Raw genomic sequence first — 19,050 nt, forward strand, 5'->3', positions numbered from 1 at the left:
AGCCACTCTTAAAGGGGTGGCTCAATCAACTTTTTAAAACAAACTCTTTTAATACAGCTTCTCACTAGTATTCCCTATCGCATGGCAATCCAGCTCAAGCGTTGGAACGCGCTTAAAAGAGAAGCAATTCTCAATTATTTTTTTATTTCACCAATAAAATGGCATTCAATAAGGCTTTAATCATCAATATTTGATTATAATTATAAAGGATTACATTTTTTTAATAAGAGATATATCATGCTAGGGAGTGTTAAAAAAACCCTTTTTGGGGTCTTGTGTTTGGGTGCGTTGTGTTTGAGAGGGTTAATGGCAGAGCCAGACGCTAAAGAGCTTGTTAGTTTAGGTATAGAGAGCGTGAAGAAACAAGATTTCACTCAAGCTAAAGTGCATTTTGAAAAAGCGTGTGAGTTAAAAGAAGGTTTTGGGTGTGTTTTTTTAGGGGCGTTTTATGAAGAAGGGAAAGGAGTGGGAAAAGACTTGAAAAAAGCCATTCAATTTTACACTAAAGGTTGTGAATTAAATGATGGTTATGGGTGCCGCCTACTAGGAAATTTATACTATAACGGACAAGGCGTTTCTAAAGACGCCAAAAAAGCCTCACAATATTACTCTAAATCTTGTGAATTGAACCATGCTGAAGGGTGTACGGTATTGGGAAGCCTACACCATTATGGCGTAGGCACGCCTAAGGATTTAAGAAAGGCTCTTGATTTGTATGAAAAAGCTTGCGATTTAAAAGACAGCCCAGGGTGTATTAATGCAGGATACATGTATGGTGTGGCAAAGAATTTTAAGGAGGCTATCGTTCGTTATTCTAAAGCATGCGAATTAAAAGATGGTAGGGGGTGTTATAATTTAGGGGTTATGCAATACAACGCTCAAGGTACAGCAAAGGACGAAAAGCAAGCGGTAGAAAACTTTAAAAAAGGCTGCAAATCAAGCGTTAAAGAAGCATGCGACGCTCTCAAGGAATTAAAAATAGAGCTTTAGTTTCAATAAAGTTAAGCTAAACATGGCATTTAGCTGGCTTTTACGCTTTTTAATATTTTAAGGAAAACATAAACCCTACGAACTAATCTTTTTAATTATGAAGAAGCTTTTATCGAACCCGTTCATTCCAAGTATTCCAAGTGCCGTTTTGAGATTGGTGTTTGAAGGGTTTAAAGCAGTTTTATTCAAACCCTTAAAAAGGGTTTTACCCCTACAACGCCTTTAATAACACGCTATTCAAACGCTCATTAAAGCTTTTAGCGTCTTTTAAAGCCCCTTTTTCTAAAAGCTTCGCCCCATCATAAAGCAACCAGATAAAAGCGCTCAACTGCTCTTTATCTTCGCATTTTAAGAGTTTTTGCAAAATCGCATGGTTAGGGTTTAATTCTAAAGTTTTCTTGCTTTCAGGCACGCTTTGCCCCATTTGACGCATCCAATTAGCCATCATCGCATTTGGTTCATCGCCTATTAAAGCCACCGCTGAAGTGAGATGACCAGAAAGCTCTACGCCCTTGATCTCATCTTTAAGATTTTCTTCAAACGCTTTGATTAAATCTTTAAACTGATCTTTTACCTCATCATGGATTTCTGCCAAACCAAGCTCTTTCAAACTCTCGCTATGGCTAGCGTCTCTAAAGGGCGTTTTATCGTATTCATTCACGCCTGGCATCACAAACGCATCAATTTCATCGCTCAATAACAAAACATCATAGCCTTTTTGAGCGTATTTTTCCAAAAGCGGGGACGCTTTTAGTAAGTCTAAATTTTCGCCTAAAAGGTAGTAAATGCTTTTTTGATTTTCTTTTAAATTTTCTTTGTATTCTTTTAAAGAAATCCATTTTCCTTGGTCTTTAGAATAGAATCTCAACAATTCTAAAAGCTTTTCTTTGTTTTCAAAATCCCCATACAAGCCTTCTTTTAACACTTTCCCAAAAGGCTCATAGAATTTATGGTAATTCTTGTTATCCTTGCTCAGCCTTTCAATCTCGCTTAAAATCTTTTTCACTGAAGCCGAACGGATATTGGCTAAAATCTTATTCTGCTGTAAGATTTCACGACTCACGTTCAAGGGCAAATCTTCGCTGTCAATCACGCCTTTAACAAACCTCAAATAAGACGGCAACAATTCTTTGTCATCATCAGTGATAAACACCCTTTTAACATAAAGTTTGACCCCGCTTTTATAATCCACCCTAAACAAATCAAAGGGCGCTTTGCTAGGGATATAAAAAAGCGTCGTGTATTCTAAAGAGCCTTCCACTTTATTGTGGATATAGCTTAAAGGCTCGCTGTTATCATGCGCAAACAATTGGTAAAAGTCTTTGTAATCCTTTTCTTTTAACTCGCTCTTATTCATTTTCCATAAAGCGCTCGCTTGATTGATTTGCTCGCATTTTTCTTCTTTAACTTCTTTTTGATTATCCCCTTCGCCTTCAAATTTCGTATCGGTGTAAGTTAAAAAAATAGGGAAAGGGATATGCTCAGAATACTTTTTAACAATGCTATCAATCTCCCAACGGCTCGCAAAATGAGAATCTTCATCTTTTAAAAAGAGGGTGATTTCTGTGCCTTGCTCCTCTTTGACGCATTCGCTGATTTCAAACTTGCCCTTACCATCGCTCACCCATGCATAAGCTTGATGACTGGTAACTTTCTTGGTTTGAACGACAATCTTACTCGCTACCATGAACGCCGAATAAAAGCCCACGCCAAATTGGCCAATTAAGGCACTATCTTTTTTCTTATCCCCACTCAAAGCGCTTAAAAAACTCTTCGTGCCTGATTTGGCGATCGTGCCTAAATGCTCGATGAGATCGTTTTTATCCATGCCTATACCATTATCTTTAATCGTTAAGGTCTTTTTCTGGCTATCAAAACTCAAATGAATGCTGGGCGTGGTATTCAGCCCTTTTAATTTCTCATCGGTTAGCATCAAATAATTCAGCTTGTCCAAAGCGTCGCTCGCGTTAGAAACCAACTCTCTTAAAAAAATCTCTTTATTAGAATACAAAGAGTGGATCATCAAATCCAAAAGCTGGTTGATTTCAGTTTGGAAGGTGTATTCTTGATTAGACATTGAACTTTTTCCTTTAAATAAAATTTTTAAGATTATACAATAAAAGCGCGCTTAAAAGGGGGATACTATGGCTTAAAAAATAACATGAAAGAATGTTTAATTTCTTAAAAACGATAACTCATAGAACTCATCAAATAGCTTCTGTTTTGAATGGTTTGAGCGAAATCAGGGTTGTAACCGCTTGTAAAAAACCCTACCTTATAACCCTTATGCATCGTGATCTGATAGCCATTAAGCGTTAACATTAAATAGATATGTTTTTTAATATTATATTTGAGAGTAACCCCTAAGCTTTGCGAATCAGCCCTTGGGGAATAAGTCAATTTCCCATACAATTGCACCAAAAGATTCTTAATGCTCTTCCCTACAAAAGCGTTAATCGTTATGGAATTAGCGTTGTAAAAATTGGAATAAGCGTCTTCATAAGGGGTGTCATCTTTCGTGTCATAAAAAGGATCAATGGGTGAGCCATTCCAGCCTAATTGAACGCTCGCGTTCCCAAAATTCTTATACACGCTCCAGCCAAAACGATAAGAGCGGAAATTGATTCTTTGAAACACAAACAAAGCCGCGCTTTTTTTACCCACTAAAGCGGCTCTGTAATAATCTTTAGACAAATAATCGCTATAGAGAGGAAACCATGCGTAAAAAGTCGTTTGGATACGCCAAAGAGATTTCCAATAAGACTTTGTGTCATGGGTGATTTCAAATCCAGGAGCGTTAAAATTTTTAGGGTAAAACCAAATAAAAGGCGCAACTCTAATGTATTTATTTTCATAAATGAGATTGAAATTATGCATGCCGTAGTTGATTTTTTGCTTGTAATTGACAGGAGCGTAAAAATCCCTAATGTATTGCTCATTGGCTAAAGCCCTTCCAAAGGTGCTAAACCACACTATCTTAAACTTTTTCCACCGGTAAAAAAGCTCAAACCCTTGATTAAACCCGCTCAAAAACAAAGCTTTAGAGGGGTAACGCCCTAGTTTAATCCCAAAAATGTCCTTATATTGATAATCTAAATACAAATTGTATAACACATAAGGCCTAGCGTTTTGAGCCTTTTGCTCTCTGGTCCAATTTTGGCTGTGCTGCATCAAATAGCCCTCCCATCGCCCCATGTAATACCAGTTCGCCGGCTGAAACCCTGCCTTAGGGTTGGCTTCATCAATCAAAAACTTCGTGGAATCATAAGCTAACGCTCCTATTTCGCCCCCCACCCCAAAACCTAGTTTGTGGTTTTCAATCCCTTTAGGGAGCAAACTAGAATCAACTTGTAAGGCCCCGGTAGTGGTTACATAACTCCCTGTAGGGTAAATCCCTTTTTTGGAATTGATGATTGATTGATTCAAAGCGATGCGCGAAAACGATCCCACTCTAGCGCTCACTTGATACTCAAAAGCGCTGAGAAAAAACCCATGCAAAGCCAAAAACCCTAGCCAAACTTTTTGATTAAGCACCATTTTACCAAACGCCTTTTTATTGAAGTTTAATATTATGCCATAAAACAAACTCTCAAAGCCGCTCGCTCATTGTAGAAAAAAAAAAAAACGATAAGATTACAAATCACCCCCTTTTTTTAGCGGGTTCAATTTAAAGATTTAAGGACTGTGCATGCAAGAGATTATCCCTATTGTCGTGACTTTTGATAATAATTATTGTATCCCTGCTGGCGTGAGCTTATTTTCCATGCTGGCAAACGCCAAACGAGAGAGAGAGAGAGAGTAAAACTCTTTTATCAAATCCATTGTTTGGTGGAGGATTTAAGCCTAGAAAATATAGCCAAATTAGAAGAAACGATCGCTCCTTTTAGCGCTTTTTCCAGTATAGAGTTTTTGGATATTTCTAATGAAGAATTAGAACCACGCCATAATTACCGCAAACTTGATCCTTTAATAGCGAGTGAAATTAAAAAATTGTATTTAAAACTCAATGCTTTTTCGCAAAAACGCTTTTCTAAAATGATCATGTGCCGTTTATTTTTAGCCTCCCTTTTCCCCCAATACGATAAGATGATCATGTTTGATGTGGACACTTTGTTTGTGAATGATATGAGCGAGAGCTTTTTTATCCCCCTTGAAACGCATTATTTTGGGGCTGTGAGAGAAAAAGATTTGATCGCTATGAACAGGAATTCGGCTAAGGATTTATACGAATTACGCCAAATGCACGCAAAAACTATCGGCGTTGCTGACTCTTTCCCTAATTTAAAAGAAGCTCAAATCCTTTTTGACAACTACTTTAACGCCGGGTTTTTAGCCTTAAATTTAAAATCATGGCGTAAAGAAAATCTTGAAAAACAATTGATTGGATTTTTCCTTTTGAAAAATGAAAAACTTTTATTTAGCGATCAAGATGCTCTGTGTTTTGTGTGCCGTGGTAGGATTTTAGAATTACCTTACTCCTACAATGCCCACCCTAGTTTCCTTGATACGCCATCATTCCCTAGCATCAAAGAAGCGCGCATGTTGCATTTTTGGGGTGATAAACCCTGGAAGCTCTTCAGCGTCATTGGCGCGAAAAAATGGCATGAAGTTTTGATCCAAACGCCTTTTAAAGACGCCTATTTTAACGCTCCCTTTTTAGATCACCTCTTTGAATCCCTTCAAAACAGGGATAAAGAAACCCAAGAAATCCACGCTTTTAATAAAATCCTGTCTTTTTCAGACAAGCGGCATTCTTTTGAATTTCTTCTGCCCAGGCTTTCTTCTAAACTCCTTATAGAATTTTTGCTTTTTAAAATCAAACAAAAAGTGAAACGATTGATTAAAAGGGTTTTTTAAAACCCTTTCAAAACTAATGCGAGCAAGCATGCGTTTGTGTGGGCTGAATGTCCTTATTATCGGCTAATTTTTCCCTTTCCACCTTGTCTAAAAAAACGCTCAAATCCTTTGCCATTTTTTCAAAAATCTTAGCGCTCACGCTATCAGGGTGAGAGATCACAATCGGTTCGCCCTTATCCCCCCCTAAACGCACTTTAGGCTCTAAAGGGAGCTTGGCTAAAATCTGCGTGTTATAAGCCTCTAATAATTCACTCATGGAATTTGAGCCAAAAATCTCGCTCTCTTGCTTGCAATGCTCGCACACAAAACTCCCCATATTTTCCACAATCCCTGCAATAGGAATGTGTAGTTTCTTAAACATGTCCAAACTCCGTTTAGCGTCATCTAAACTCACTATTTGAGGAGTCGTAACGGTGATTCCTGCACTCAAAGGCACGGCTTGGGCTAGCGTGAGCTGTGCATCGCCTGTTCCTGGGGGCATATCCACCACTAGCACATCTAAATCCCCCCAAATAATATCGCTTAGCATCTGCTCAATCGCTCGCATGAGCATGGGCCCTCTCCAAATGAGACTCTGCCCCTCATCATACAAAAGCCCCATGCTCATCACAGAAACGCCAAAAGCCTTTAAAGGAATGAGTTTTTTACCGCTAGGATCCATGATCACATCAGCGTTTTGCAAGCCCATCATTCTAGGGATATTAGGGCCATACACATCAGCGTCTAATAACCCCACTTTTTGGTTTAAATTCGCTAAAGCGATGCTTAAATTCACGCTGGTGGTGCTTTTACCCACACCGCCCTTGCCTGAGCTTATCATGACCACATGCTTGATGTTTTTAGCCAGATTTTTAGTGGTGGGCTTTGGGGCTTGCGGTTTAGGTGGGGTTTTAATATCCAAATTTAAAGCTTTCACGCCTATTTCTTGCATCGCTTTGGAGATATTTTCCCTTAAAATCGCGCTCGTTTCTTCAGAGCTTGAGGGGATTTCTATTAAAAGCCCTAACTGGTTGTCATGCAAGGTGATGTTTTTAACAAAACCAAAGCTGACAATATCCTTTTCAAAATTAGGGTAAATGATCGTTTTTAACGCGTTTAAGACATCTTCTTGGGTGAGCATTTTAATCCTTAAAATGATAGTATTTGAATTTTCTTTATAGCATGTTTTGTTTAATTTTGCATTATAAATTAAATTTGCGTTTTTAAAGGATAAGGCATGGAATTTTATAAGCGTGTTTTGAAATTGCACCATTTTGGGAATTTGGGTAGAAAATCGCCCACAGAATTGCTTTTAAATTCAAGTTTTGAAAACAAACATGGGGGATTGGTGGTTTTAGTGGGGGAAAATAATGTCGGCAAAAGCAATGTTTTAGAAGCTTTAAAAATCTTTAATGATGCGGATATTAAACTTTGTAATGAAGAAGATTATTTCAAACCCCATGAAAAAGATTCCCTTTTAAGTTTAGAAGAAGAAGCAATCCTTGATCACAAAATCACAGGTTTTTCTTGCGTGGATTTGAGGATCCGAACTTAAAGGAATTATCAAAAACGCTGATTGTCTATCCTTTTAGTGCTTTTATTGGAGGGTTTATAAAGCTCGTCATGTCTTATGGCATATTAGATTCGTTTTTGAAATTCTACAAAGAAAAATTAAAATTGAGCGAGCTTGTAACCGAATATGCCAACGCAACCAACAATCTGTTTTTCAAAGAATTAATCAAACATGTAAGCGGTAATAGCGAAGGGATTAAAAATTTTTGTCAGTGTGTCAAAGAAATCAAAAAGTGCAATACGCCTGATAAAAAATACAACACAGATGAATTTTTTGTCATGGGGCAACACAAACAAAATCAATTAGCAAAAATTTATTCTTATTTTAAAAAACTTAGTGAAGGTGAAATCAAACCACAAAATGAAGACATCTTAAAAAAAGCTAAAAAGTTTAGATGAAATTTTTAAAGACTCTAATACAAAATTCACACCAAAAATTGAAGTTTTACAAAATAAACAATCTCAAGAAAGACCATCAGAGTTGATTAAGGATACTATTAAAGAAATAGATGAAAAATACCCCATCAATGAAAAATTTAAACAGCAATTTAGAACATTCCGGTTAAATATAGGCAACCTAAAAAGAAAATTAAAAATTCTTTAAAATACCTTGAAAAAACAAGAGAGGATTTTGAGCGAAAAAAAGAGTCGCTGATCCGAGAGATTGAATATTACTGCAAAAATCAAAAAACGCTAGAGTTTAATTATGATGTTTTGCTGGATAATATCCAACAAATATGCAAAAAATATATAGCAAGCCATGTTGTTAATGATGCGTCTAAAGATGTGAAATACATGATGTGTCAGTTTTATTTGAAACAGATAGATTTATTAGTCAATTCAGAAATTGTGCGACACAGATACAGTAATTTTTTTGAATCAGCAAGAATATCTCTGTGGGAGAGTATAAAAATTTTAGACAATGAGAGTGGCACTCCTTTATTCCCTAAAAATATTGATGAAATCAAGGACAAATTTGAAATAAATAAGAAAAAACTCAAACAAAGCAAAAATGTTTCTGAATTCGCAGAATATTGCCGAGAGTGTAACCCTTATACAGCGTTTCAGGGTTTAAGAAACAGAGTTAATTTCCCCTTGAAGGATTATTCATTGGATGAATTTGTGCCAAATATGAGAGAATGTAAAGACTTAAAAATTACAGATAGTGATCTTAAGATCAAACCACTTGAGGATTTTCATTCTCAATTTTTTGCGCATTGCTTCTCTCAATCATTATTTAATAAAATAGATTTTAATCCTACTACAATTTGGCATAGTTTAGAAACTAAGCGAACATTACAAATAAAATTTGATAAAAATAATGATTTAGAAGTTTATTTTGGTTTTGATAAATCGTTTGTTATCCCTAAAAAATACTTGCAAGAAATAGACCAAGAATTGTTAAAAGAGATCAGGCGATCAGATTATCCTTTTCCAAAGTGTGAGTATCATAACGATAAGGATATGGTGCAACTCACATTTTCTAAAGATGATGCATCTCCTTTGATGGTTGAAGTAAGTCTTGCAGAAATTTTAGAATACAACATGCAATTAAAAATAGATTCTTTAATTGCAAAAGAATTTAATGAGCTTTTAGCGATCGATCAAGATAGTCCTCAAGATAGCCCTCAAGATAGTTACCAATTAAAAATTCATGTCCGACACAATAACAAATTTTATGATTATTCAAAGAAATCTACGGCATATGAAATAAAACTTGAAATTCATGATTGCAGAAAATCTGATAATCAAAATGAGCCAATCATCTTAAGCCAGCAAAGCACCGGCTTCCAATGGGCGTTTAATTTCATGTTTGGCTTTCTTTATAATTGGGGATCACATTTTAGCCCTAACGAGAATATTATCTATGTCATGGACGAGCCAGCCACTCATTTGAGCGTGCCAGCCAGAAAGGAATTCAGGAAGTTTTTAAAAGAATACGCTCATAAAAATCATGTTACTTTTGTTTTAGCCACCCATGACCCCTTTTTAGTGGATACGGATCATTTAGATGAAATAAGGATTGTAGAAAAAGAAACAGAAGACTCTGTAATTAAGAATCACTTTAACTACCCCCTAAATAATGCGAGCAAAGACTCCGATGCCTTGTATCAAATCAAGCGTTCTTTAGGGGTGGGTCAGCATGTTTTTCATAACCCCCAAAAACACCGAATCATCTTTGTGGAAGGCATCACCGATTATTGCTATTTGAGCGCTTTTAAATTGTATTTCAATAAGCATAATCCACAATTCAAAGACAACCCCATTCCTTTCACTTTCTTACCCATTTCAGGGCTTAAAAACAATCCAAACAAGATGAAAGAAACCATTCAAAAACTTTGCGAGTTAGACAATCACCCTATTGTTTTGACAGATGATGACAGAAAATGCGATTCTGACCAAAACGCAACGAGCGAACGATTTAAAAGGGCTAATGAAGAAATGCATGATCCCATCACCATCCTACAACTCTCAGACTGCGATAGGCATTTCAAACAAATTGAAGATTGTTTCAGCGCAAACGATAGAAACAAATACGCTAAAAATAAGCGAATGGGATTGGCCATGGCGTTCAAAACAAGGCTTTTGTATGGCGGAGAAGATGCGGTAGAAAAACAAACAAAAAGAAATTTTTTAAAATTATTCAAATGGGTTGCATGGGCTACAAACTTGATCAAAAACTAAACGCAACAAACGATTAAAAAAGAATATATCAAATTTGATTATAATACCCCACAAATATTATTGGTGAAAGGATTTTGATGTTTAAAAAAATGTGTTTGAGCTTGCTAATGATAAGCGGTGTTTGTGTGGGGGCAAAGGATTTGGATTTCAAGCTGGGTTACCGTGCGACTGGGGGGAAACTCATGGGGAAAATGACCGACTCCAGTCTTTTAAGCATCACTTCCATGAACGATGAACCGGTGGTGATTAAAAACCTTATTGTCAATAGGGGAAATTCATGCGAAGCGACTAAAAAAGTGGAACCCAAATTGGGCGATAAGTTTAAAAAAGAAAAACTCTTTGATCATGAGTTAAAATACTCGCAACAGATATTTTACCGCCTGAATTGCAAGCCTAACCAATTGTTAGAAGTTAAAATCATCACGGACAAGGGCGAGTATTACCACAAGTTTTCTCAATAAAACCGCCCCTTCCTCAAACAAGAGGCTTTCTAGCTAGATCACTTCGTGAGAGCATCTCTTTCTAAAGAAAGGAGCTTCCTAACTAAAGCATTCCATTGAATGCTAACACGAAAGGCTTTGTTCTTTAAAGTCTGCATGGATATTTCCTACCCTAAAAAGACTAGTGGTATTTTAACCTCTTTTAGCCTAACAGCTATGCGCTTACATCTTGTGCCCTAAAGGACAGAGTTTTTCGCACTAGTGGGATAAAATTTAAAAAAAGAGTTTTGCCACAAAGCGACCAAAACCTCTCATGGAGTCTTTTGTTGGGACTGCTCTAAAGCCATTTGCGCATGCTTGCAATCCTTTTTAAAAGACTTCGTAATAAAATTAACCTTAAGAGTCGAATCAAAGGCTTCATGGCATTTTTTAAGCTTGTGATCGCGCTCTTGCGGATCTTGCAAGTAATATTTCACTGAATGCACAAAACTGAAATGAAACCCCATAGGAGGGATACGGCTATCTGGCGTGCCTTCGCAAAAATCGCTGCAATAACTGCTTTGCGACTTTAACCCCCCCAACACCACTAAAAATAAAAAAACCATCTTTTTCATCAATACTCCTTAATCCTTTTTATCCTCCAAAATACACCAACGCTGAACCCCAAGTCAATCCCCCACCAAAAGCGTCTAAAAGCATTAAATCGCCCTTTTTCAAACGCCCCTCTTCATAAGCTTCACACATGGCCATAGGGATACTGGCTGCTGAAGTGTTGCCGTATTTATGCACGGTTAAAACCACTTGCTCATCTTTAAAATCCAAATGCTCTCGCACCGCTTGAATGATCCTAAAATTAGCTTGATGCGGGATAAACAAACGCACATCTTCAGGTTTGAGAGCGTTTTTTTCTAAAATCATTTCCACATCTTTTAAAAGCGTTTTTACCGCTAGTTTAAACACTTCATTGCCCTTCATGCACAAAAAAGGCTCTGAAGCTTCTTCTTTAGCATTAAAGGGCGTGGGTTTTAGAGTCCTTGGCGTATAAAGATAATTAGAAAAATTCCCGTTCGCTGAAATCTGCACGTCTAAAATGCTTTCTTTTAAATGTTTGGTTCTGCCTATCACGCACGCCCCAGCCCCATCGCCAAATAAAATACAAGTCCCCCTATCTTTAAAATCTAACACGCTGCTCGTTTTTTCTGCCCCCACAATCAGCACATTTTCGCACATCCCGCTCTCAATATAAGCCTTAGCCACCGATAATAAATAAATAAAACCCGTGCAAGCGGCTGAAATATCAAACGCCGGCTTGTTTTCAATGCCTAATTTCGCGCTCAACACGCAAGCGGTTGAAGGCATGGCCAAAAAATCAGGGCTTAAGGTCGCTACAACCACCAAATCAATGTCTTTTGGGGTTAAATGCGCTCTCTCTATGGCTTGTTTAGCCGCTATTACTCCTAAATCGCTGCTTTTTTCTTCATCGTTAGCGAAACGGCGTTCTTTGATACCGGTCCTTTTTTCTATCCATTCATCGCTGGTATCCAAAAATTGCTGGAACTCTGCATTTTTCACACGCTCGCTTGGAACATGCATCGCAATGGATTTAAGAGAGGCGTAAAATTCCATTCAATCCCCTTAACATAGTCATCTTTAAGCGTCTTGCTGATCACTTTGATGCGCAGAAACGCTAGGCTTTAAGCTCTCAAACGCTTGGGTAATCCTCAAACAGACCTGACTTTCAACAGCGCTAATAGCCTGATAAATCGCGCATTCAATCGCTCTAGCGTTGCTCTTGCCATGGCTAATGATCACGCTTTTATTCACGCCCAAAAGCGGCGCTCCTCCATATTCAGCGTAATCGGTTTTTTGTTTTAAAATGCCAAACGCGTTCTTAAGCATCAAAGCCCCCATTTTAGATTTAAAAGAGCTTTTAATTTCATCTTTAAAAATAGAGCCTATCGCGCTAGCGACCCCTTCTGTTGTCTTTAAGACCACATTCCCCATAAAGCCATCGCAAACCACCACATCCACAACCCCTTTGAAAATATCGCTCCCCTCCACATTGCCATAAAAGAAGTCATAAGCTTTCAGCATTTTATGCGTTTCTTTAACGAGCATGTTCCCTTTAATATCTTCTTCGCCATTACTCAAAAGACCCACCTTAGGGCTATCATAATGCAACACGCTTTTAGCGTATTCATACCCCATAAGAGCAAAATCAATCAAATATTCAGGCTTGCAATCGGTGTTCGCTCCTGCGTCTAATAGCACGCTAGGGCGTTTGCCAACGCTAGGCATTAAAGTGCAAATAGCAGGCCTTTCAACCCCCTTGATACGCCCTAAACGCAAGGTGGCTAAACCCATAGTCGCTCCGCTATGCCCCGCTGAAATCAAAGCGTCAGCCCCATTTTTCAAAATATCCATACCCAAGTAAATGGAAGATTCCTTACGCTTAATCGCCTCAGTGGCGGCTTCTTCCATTTTAATATAATCTTGCGTGTGGATCATTTCCACTTTGCTGGCTAACTCTTTAGAAATAAAAGGGGTCGCTTTGTCTTTATCCCCCACTAAAACCGCACTAAAACTCTTATTCTCTAAAGCCCTTGAGACTCCCTCAATAATGGGTAAAACCCCATGGTCAGCCCCCATTAAGTCTATTACAATTTTCATCATGCGTCCTTAAAAGGCTTGTTGCAATCCTTTAAAATACTTTCTATCACTAAAGATAGCTTTTATATTAGTATTCTTTAGTAAATTTGTTAATATGGTGGGGGAGCTTCCAAGTGCCATCTTTGGCTTTCACAGGTTTAGCCAACTTGACGCTATAATGCGTACGCCTTTTTGCCGCTCTTGTCTTACTCACTCTTCTATCAGGTACTGCCATAAATTCTCCTTCATTTCAATCTGCATAATGGTAGTCTAATTTAATAGACTCCACTTCAGAGCGTAAAATTTCGCTCAAATCAATAAAACCATTGAAAGATTCAATAATGTCTAAATTATCAAAATCCAAACTTTGGCTTTGCGTATCCCACAACCCGTCTGAAATATGCAAAACCAACGACTCATCAAGATTTTTTTTAAACTCTTTACCGCTTGTATCGCAAATAAGCATCAATTCACCCTTAAGGCGCGCTTCCAAACGAAACAATTTCGCCCCCACTCGTATAACTTCGCCCTCTAAAACCACTCCCTCATGCTCTAAAGAAAACGCTTTAGGCGCATTAAAAGCGATTTTACGCATTTCAAATTGCATGCTTACTTAAAAACGCCCTTAAACCTTAAAGATCTCTAGCGGCAAAAAAGAAAGCGATTTCATTGTGCGCGTTTTCCAAGCTATCGCTCCCATGCACCGCATTAGCGTCAATGCTTTCAGCAAAATCCGCTCTGATAGTGCCTTTTTGGGCGAGTTTGGGATCAGTCGCTCCCATAAGATCTCTGTTTTTAGCCACGGCATCCTTGCCCTCTAAAACCATAACCACCACCGGACCACTGACCATAAATTCTATCAAATCTTTAAAAAAAGGTCTCTCTCTGTGGATCGCATAAAAGCTTTCAGCGTCTTTAACGCTCAAATGCAAGCGTTTCATAGCAATGACTTCCAAGCCGTTACTCTCAAAGCGATCAATGATTTTACCTACCACTTTTTTCTTAAGTGCATCCGGTTTAATAATAGACAGCGTTCTTTGTTTCAATTTAAACTCCTTGTGAATTGTTGATTATACAAAAATTTTTTAAAATATTACCCTTAAAATATTTTTTTAACGCTTAAAGAACGCTTTAATCTCCTCAGCTTTGTTGGTTTTTTCCCAAGTGAATTCCTCTAATTCGCGCCCAAAATGCCCATAAGCTGAAGTGAGCGAATAAATGGGTCTTAATAAATCCAAGCTTTCAATAATGCCTTTTGGCGTGAGTTTGAAAACCGCTTTCACGCATTTTTCTAGCTCTGTGCTTGAATACTTGCTCGTGTTATGCGTGTTCACATAGATAGACACTGGCTCTATCACCCCAATCGCATAAGCAAGCTGCACGGTCGCTTTATCGCAAACCCCACTCGCTACCAAATTTTTAGCCACATAGCGGGCTGCATAAGCCGCACTCCTATCCACTTTGCTAGGGTCTTTCCCGCTAAACGCTCCCCCGCCATGCGGGCAACTCCCCCCATAAGTATCCACGATGATTTTTCTGCCCGTTAAGCCCGCATCGCCTTGCGGCCCACCGATAACGAATTTTCCTGTGGGATTGACAAAAAACTTGATATTGTCATGCAAATATTCTTTAGGTAAAACCTTATACACGATCTCTTCAATCACGGCCTCTTTTAAATGTTTTTGTGAAACTTCTGGGGAATGCTGGGTGGAAATGACAATCGTATCAATGCTTACAGGCTTGTTGTTTTCATAACGCACGCTCACTTGAGACTTGCCATCAGGCCTTAAAAAAGGCAAGGTGTTGTCTTTTCTTTTTTGAGCCAAAGCGAAAGTGAGCTGGTGCGCTAAATGAATGGGTAAGGGCATGAGCGTTTCAGTCTCCTTGCACGCATAACCAAACATAAGCCCTTGATCCCCTGCCCCAATCTCGCCATCTTCTCTATCCACGCCTTGATTAATATCAGGGCTTTGCTCGCCAACGCCATTCAAAACCGCCGCACTTCTATAGTCAAAGCCATAAAGAGCGTCTGTATAGCCAATCTTTTTAACCACTTCTCTTGCAATCTCTTGCATAGGGGCATAAACAGAAGTTTTTAATTCGCCAGTGATCATGCAAAACCCGTTAGAAACTAAAGTCTCGCATGCGACTTTGGCTTTTTGATCCCGCTCAATAATGTAATCTAAAACCGCATCGCTGATTTGATCAGCCATTTTGTCAGGATGCCCCTCGGTTACTGATTCAGAAGTGAAAAGAAAACTATCTTTCATCGTATTGTCCTTATTAAAATAATCGTTGGTGTTCAAAATGGGCTTATTATAGCTTATTTCATTCTTTAAGACTTAAAAAACCCTTTAGCTTTTTGCAACAAACTCGTTTTTTGCTGTTTCCTGAAATTCGTTCGTAAATGAGCCAGGAAATGGTGCCATTCATGGATTTCCATAGCAGGGATCGCTCCGGCAAAATTAGTGTTAGGGGGCAAGTCTTTACCCACCGCGCTTTTACCCCCAATTTGAGTGAATTCGCCCACATGCAAATGCCCTCCAATGCCCACTTGACCGCCAAAAACCACATTACGGCCAGTGGTTGTAGAACCGCTCAAGCCCACTTGAGAAACGACGATGCTGTGTTCGCCTAAAACGCAATTATGCCCGATTTGAACCAGGTTATCAATCTTAACGCCCTCTTTAATCAAAGTCTCGCCAAACACCGCCCTATCAATCGCCGTGTTAGCGCCAATTTCTACATTTTTTTGGATCCTAACAATCCCCACATGCTCAATTTTGACATGCTCTCCTAAAGCGGTGTGCGCATAACCAAAGCCATCGCCTCCGATCACACTGCCTGCATGGATGATGACATTGTCCTCTAAAATCGTGTTTTGATACAAAATAACACGAGGATACAAAACGCAATTTTTACCAATTTTGACCCCATCAGCGATCACCACGCCCGGATAAATCAAAGAGTTTTCGCCAATTTCTACGCCCTCTCCAATCACAACATTAGGCATGATCGTTACTTTTTCAAAATGTTTAGGCTCATTCACGCTTTCTGGGTTTTTAAAAAAAGGGATTTTAAAGGCATGCGAAGCTTTGGCAAAGGCTAAATGCGGGTTATCTACGATTAAAGCTTGCATGTGTTTTGGCACTTTAGAAGATTCTTTTTTACGGATAAACACCGCCCCGGCTTTGGAATCTTTTAAAAGTTTAAGGTAACGCGCTTGGTCAATATAGCTAATATCATTAGGCGTGGCCTTATCTAATTCCGCTAAGGCATGCACTTCAAAATCGTTTGAAAATTCCGTTTCAATAGAATAGGCGCTCAACAATTCGCTTAATTTCATCAATACCCCTTATTGTTCTGCAAATCCCACAACAGCGTAGCTTTATTATCTTTTTCTTCCACAGCCCCCATGCCCATGACATGATAGCCGGCATCTACAAAATGCACTTCCCCACTCACGCCACTAGACAAGCTAGAAAGCAAATACATCCCAGCATTGCCCACTTCTTCTAAACTCACATTTTTCCTTAAAGGAGCGTTGATTTCATTCCATTTTAAAATCATCCTAAAATCAGCGATCCCACTAGAAGCGAGCGTCCTAATGGGCCCAGCCGATAGGGCATTCACTCTAATATTATGTTTGCCTAAATCCACCGCTAAATAACGCACTGCACTCTCTAGGGCCGCTTTAGCCAACCCCATCACGTTGTAATGCGCCATGTATTTGGTGCTACCCAAATAGCTTAAAGTCAAAACAGACGCTCCGTTATTCAATAAAGGTTTTAGAGTGTTTGTCAGCTCTATTAAAGAATAAACAGAAATTTCCATAGCGGTATTAAACGCGCTTTTAGAAGTTTCTAACAAGCTCCCTTCTAAAGCCTCTTTAGGGGCAAAGGCCACGCTATGAACGATAAAATCCAATGAGCCTAAATCCTTTTTAACGTTATTGTATAGCGACTTGAAATGCTCTTCTTTGCTCACATCCAATTCATACACATAGGGGCTATTCAATTCCTGCGCGATAGGCCTCACGCGCTTTTCTAAGCTCTCATTCAAATAAGTGAAAGCCAAAGTAGCTCCTTGATTGAAGCAAGATTGAGCGATCCCATAAGCGATGGATTTATTATTCGCAACCCCCACAATAAGCCCTTTTTTACCTTTTAAAAATCCCATGATTTTCCTTTATAAAAATGAAATGATTGTTTTAAAATTTTCTAATTCCAAAGACGTGCTCCCAATCAATAAGCCATCCACGCTATCAATCCCTAAAATTTCTTTAGCGTTTTGTGTATTCACGCTCCCCCCATACAACAAGGGCGTTTTTTGATTTAAAATTTGCTTTAAAAAACCATGCGTGAGGTAAATATCTTCTAAAGAGGCGCTTTTTTTGGTGCCAATCGCCCAAATAGGCTCATAAGCCACAATTAAATTGGAATAATTGAGATCGATAGTTTCTAATTGCTCGCTTAAAAATTCCTTTACAGCCTTAAAGCCCTTTTCTCTGGTCGTTAAATCTTCGCCAATGCAATAGACAATTTTAAAATTTTTACCTTTAAAAAAATCAAACTTTTCTTTCAAAAAGCTAGGGCTTTCCTTTAAAAGCGTTCGCCTCTCGCTATGCCCTATTAAAAGCGTGTGGATTTTCAATTCTTCTAAATGTTTGGAAGTGATTTCACCGGTAAAAGCCCCCAAATCCTTAGGGTAAGCGTTTTGCGCTCCTAGAGTGAAATGCAAAAACGAATTAGGCAATAACCCCAAAAAATCAGGGAATACAAACACCCTGTCAAAATGCTGCGGTTTTAAAGTCTTTTCTAATTCTTTTAAATACGCATGGCTTTTAAAAATAGGCATAGCGGATTTAAAATTAGCCATGGCAATTTTTGTCATTGAATGATCCTTATTTTATGGGTGGTCTATCCCTTATTATATCTAATAGCGTTTAAAAAATGTAAATTTTAAACAATGGCCCCCTTGAATTGAATTTTTTCTCAATTTAGGTTTTGTTTATAAGAAAAATTATTTCAAATGTAGTAAAATTAAGGCAGTGTTTTTGCGTCAAGCGATTTTAGGTTAATTTTGAGTTTTTAGGAGCAGTTTTTATGCAACAAGAAGAGATTATAGAGGGTTATTATGGCACTAGCAAAGGGCTTAAAAAGAGCGGTATTTATGCTAAGCTGGATTTTTTACAGAGCGCTACGGGCTTGATTTTAGCGCTCTTTATGATAGCGCACATGTTTTTGGTTTCAAGTATCTTGATTAGCGATGAAGCCATGTATAAAGTGGCGAAATTTTTTGAAGGGAGCTTGTTTTTAAAAGCAGGCGAGCCGGCTATTGTGAGCGTGGTTGCAGCAGGGATTATTCTTATTTTAGTCACGCATGCTTTTTTAGCGCTAAGGAAATTCCCTATCAATTACAGGCAATACAAGGTTTTTAAAACCCATAAGCATTTGATGAAACATGGCGATACGAGCTTGTGGTTTATTCAAGCCTTCACCGGGTTTGCGATGTTTTTCTTAGCGAGTATCCACTTATTTGTCATGCTCACAGAGCCTGAAAGTATCGGGCCTCATGGCTCAAGCTATCGTTTTGTCACGCAAAACTTTTGGCTTTTGTATATTTTCTTATTGTTTGCCGTAGAATTGCATGGCTCTATCGGGCTGTATCGCTTAGCGATTAAATGGGGGTGGTTTAAGAATGTGAGCATTCAAGGCTTGAGAAAAGTCAAATGGGCGATGAGCGTGTTTTTTATTGTTTTAGGGCTTTGCACCTATGGGGCTTACATTAAAAAAGGTTTAGAAAATAAGGACAATGGCATTAAAACCATGCAAGAAGCCATAGAAGCTGATGGGAAATTCCACAAAGAATAAAGGTA

18 protein-coding genes and 1 pseudogene are annotated in these 19,050 nt (G+C 38.4%); 6 read left to right on the plus strand and 13 right to left on the minus strand.

The genetic code is table 11. The annotated features are described in order from the left end of the window. Positions 1 to 237 precede the first annotated feature (237 nt). Positions 238 to 990, plus strand: coding sequence for a Sel1-like repeat protein HcpA (gene hcpA, locus G6069_RS00445; protein ID WP_197293037.1), 753 nt, complete (start codon positions 238 to 240; stop codon positions 988 to 990). A gap of 211 nt (positions 991 to 1,201) precedes the next feature. On the opposite strand, the gene htpG is transcribed toward hcpA, so the two are convergent. After that, the gene (gene htpG / locus G6069_RS00450; RefSeq protein WP_197293038.1) at positions 1,202 to 3,067 is read right to left on the minus strand and encodes a molecular chaperone HtpG; all 1,866 of its coding nucleotides are present in this window, start codon (positions 3,065 to 3,067) and stop codon (positions 1,202 to 1,204) included. A 104-nt stretch (positions 3,068 to 3,171) separates the two neighbouring features. Then, on the minus strand, positions 3,172 to 4,524 hold the full coding sequence (locus G6069_RS00455; protein WP_197293084.1) for an outer membrane family protein: 1,353 nt from the start codon (positions 4,522 to 4,524) through the stop codon (positions 3,172 to 3,174). Positions 4,525 to 4,678: 154 nt separating this feature from the next. Between G6069_RS00455 and G6069_RS07890 the strand changes: the two genes are divergently transcribed. Both G6069_RS07890 and G6069_RS00460 read left to right on the plus strand, forming a co-directional pair. Then, complete coding sequence (locus tag G6069_RS07890; protein WP_231627782.1) at positions 4,679 to 4,792, plus strand: glycosyltransferase family 8 protein; 114 nt, start codon at positions 4,679 to 4,681, stop codon at positions 4,790 to 4,792. Positions 4,793 to 4,818: 26 nt separating this feature from the next. Beyond that, positions 4,819 to 5,847 carry a glycosyltransferase family 8 protein gene (locus G6069_RS00460; protein WP_331459010.1) on the plus strand — a complete coding sequence of 343 codons (1,029 nt, stop codon included), beginning with the start codon at positions 4,819 to 4,821 and terminating at the stop codon, positions 5,845 to 5,847. A 13-nt stretch (positions 5,848 to 5,860) separates the two neighbouring features. Here the strand turns inward: G6069_RS00460 and G6069_RS00465 are convergent, their stop codons facing one another. Beyond that, positions 5,861 to 7,099 carry an Mrp/NBP35 family ATP-binding protein gene (locus G6069_RS00465; protein ID WP_197293039.1) on the minus strand — a complete coding sequence of 413 codons (1,239 nt, stop codon included), beginning with the start codon at positions 7,097 to 7,099 and terminating at the stop codon, positions 5,861 to 5,863. Between G6069_RS00465 and G6069_RS00470 the strand changes: the two are divergent. Both G6069_RS00470 and G6069_RS07895 read left to right on the plus strand, forming a co-directional pair. Next, positions 7,064 to 10,083, plus strand: a pseudogene (locus G6069_RS00470) (AAA family ATPase). The gene G6069_RS00465 and the pseudogene G6069_RS00470 overlap by 36 nt on opposite strands. 77 nt (positions 10,084 to 10,160) lie before the next feature. Continuing rightward, complete coding sequence (locus tag G6069_RS07895; protein WP_231627784.1) at positions 10,161 to 10,544, plus strand: hypothetical protein; 384 nt, start codon at positions 10,161 to 10,163, stop codon at positions 10,542 to 10,544. 290 nt (positions 10,545 to 10,834) lie between these two features. Here G6069_RS07895 and G6069_RS00475 read toward each other — a convergent pair whose 3' ends face one another. The 10 genes from G6069_RS00475 to G6069_RS00520 all read right to left on the minus strand — a co-directional run bounded on the left by G6069_RS00475 (position 10,835) and on the right by G6069_RS00520 (position 18,065). Next, positions 10,835 to 11,137 carry a hypothetical protein gene (locus G6069_RS00475; protein ID WP_097699221.1) on the minus strand — a complete coding sequence of 101 codons (303 nt, stop codon included), beginning with the start codon at positions 11,135 to 11,137 and terminating at the stop codon, positions 10,835 to 10,837. Between the two features lie 19 nt (positions 11,138 to 11,156). Then, positions 11,157 to 12,149, minus strand: a complete 993-nt coding sequence (locus G6069_RS00480) for a ketoacyl-ACP synthase III (protein WP_197293040.1) — start codon at positions 12,147 to 12,149, stop codon at positions 11,157 to 11,159. Positions 12,150 to 12,173: 24 nt separating this feature from the next. Then, entirely contained in the window at positions 12,174 to 13,193 is a 1,020-nt protein-coding gene (plsX, locus tag G6069_RS00485) for a phosphate acyltransferase PlsX (RefSeq protein WP_001915205.1), read from the minus strand. A 67-nt stretch (positions 13,194 to 13,260) separates the two neighbouring features. Continuing rightward, on the minus strand, positions 13,261 to 13,407 hold the full coding sequence (gene rpmF, locus G6069_RS00490) for a 50S ribosomal protein L32 (RefSeq protein WP_000290431.1): 147 nt from the start codon (positions 13,405 to 13,407) through the stop codon (positions 13,261 to 13,263). 15 nt (positions 13,408 to 13,422) lie between these two features. Beyond that, complete coding sequence (locus G6069_RS00495; RefSeq protein WP_197293041.1) at positions 13,423 to 13,779, minus strand: hypothetical protein; 357 nt, start codon at positions 13,777 to 13,779, stop codon at positions 13,423 to 13,425. Positions 13,780 to 13,804: 25 nt separating this feature from the next. Continuing rightward, a complete protein-coding gene (gene ndk / locus G6069_RS00500; RefSeq protein WP_000813738.1) occupies positions 13,805 to 14,218 on the minus strand; it encodes a nucleoside-diphosphate kinase in 414 nt (137 codons plus the stop codon). Positions 14,219 to 14,284: 66 nt separating this feature from the next. Next, a complete protein-coding gene (gene metK, locus G6069_RS00505; RefSeq protein ID WP_000655161.1) occupies positions 14,285 to 15,442 on the minus strand; it encodes a methionine adenosyltransferase in 1,158 nt (385 codons plus the stop codon). A gap of 65 nt (positions 15,443 to 15,507) precedes the next feature. Then, the gene (gene lpxD, locus G6069_RS00510; protein WP_000777053.1) at positions 15,508 to 16,518 is read right to left on the minus strand and encodes a UDP-3-O-(3-hydroxymyristoyl)glucosamine N-acyltransferase; all 1,011 of its coding nucleotides are present in this window, start codon (positions 16,516 to 16,518) and stop codon (positions 15,508 to 15,510) included. Next, on the minus strand, positions 16,518 to 17,351 hold the full coding sequence (fabI, locus tag G6069_RS00515; protein WP_197293042.1) for an enoyl-ACP reductase FabI: 834 nt from the start codon (positions 17,349 to 17,351) through the stop codon (positions 16,518 to 16,520). The genes lpxD and fabI overlap by 1 nt, the downstream gene beginning before the upstream one ends. 9 nt (positions 17,352 to 17,360) lie before the next feature. Continuing rightward, complete coding sequence (locus G6069_RS00520; RefSeq protein WP_197293043.1) at positions 17,361 to 18,065, minus strand: triose-phosphate isomerase; 705 nt, start codon at positions 18,063 to 18,065, stop codon at positions 17,361 to 17,363. A gap of 212 nt (positions 18,066 to 18,277) precedes the next feature. On the opposite strand from G6069_RS00520, the gene G6069_RS00525 reads away from it, so the two are divergent. Further along, positions 18,278 to 19,045: a fumarate reductase cytochrome b subunit gene (locus tag G6069_RS00525; RefSeq protein WP_197293044.1), complete on the plus strand. Its 768-nt coding sequence runs from the start codon at positions 18,278 to 18,280 to the stop codon at positions 19,043 to 19,045. Positions 19,046 to 19,050 lie beyond the last annotated feature (5 nt).

It is taken from the genome of Helicobacter pylori, from assembly GCF_017594925.1.
Lineage (GTDB): Bacteria > Campylobacterota > Campylobacteria > Campylobacterales > Helicobacteraceae > Helicobacter > Helicobacter pylori_DP.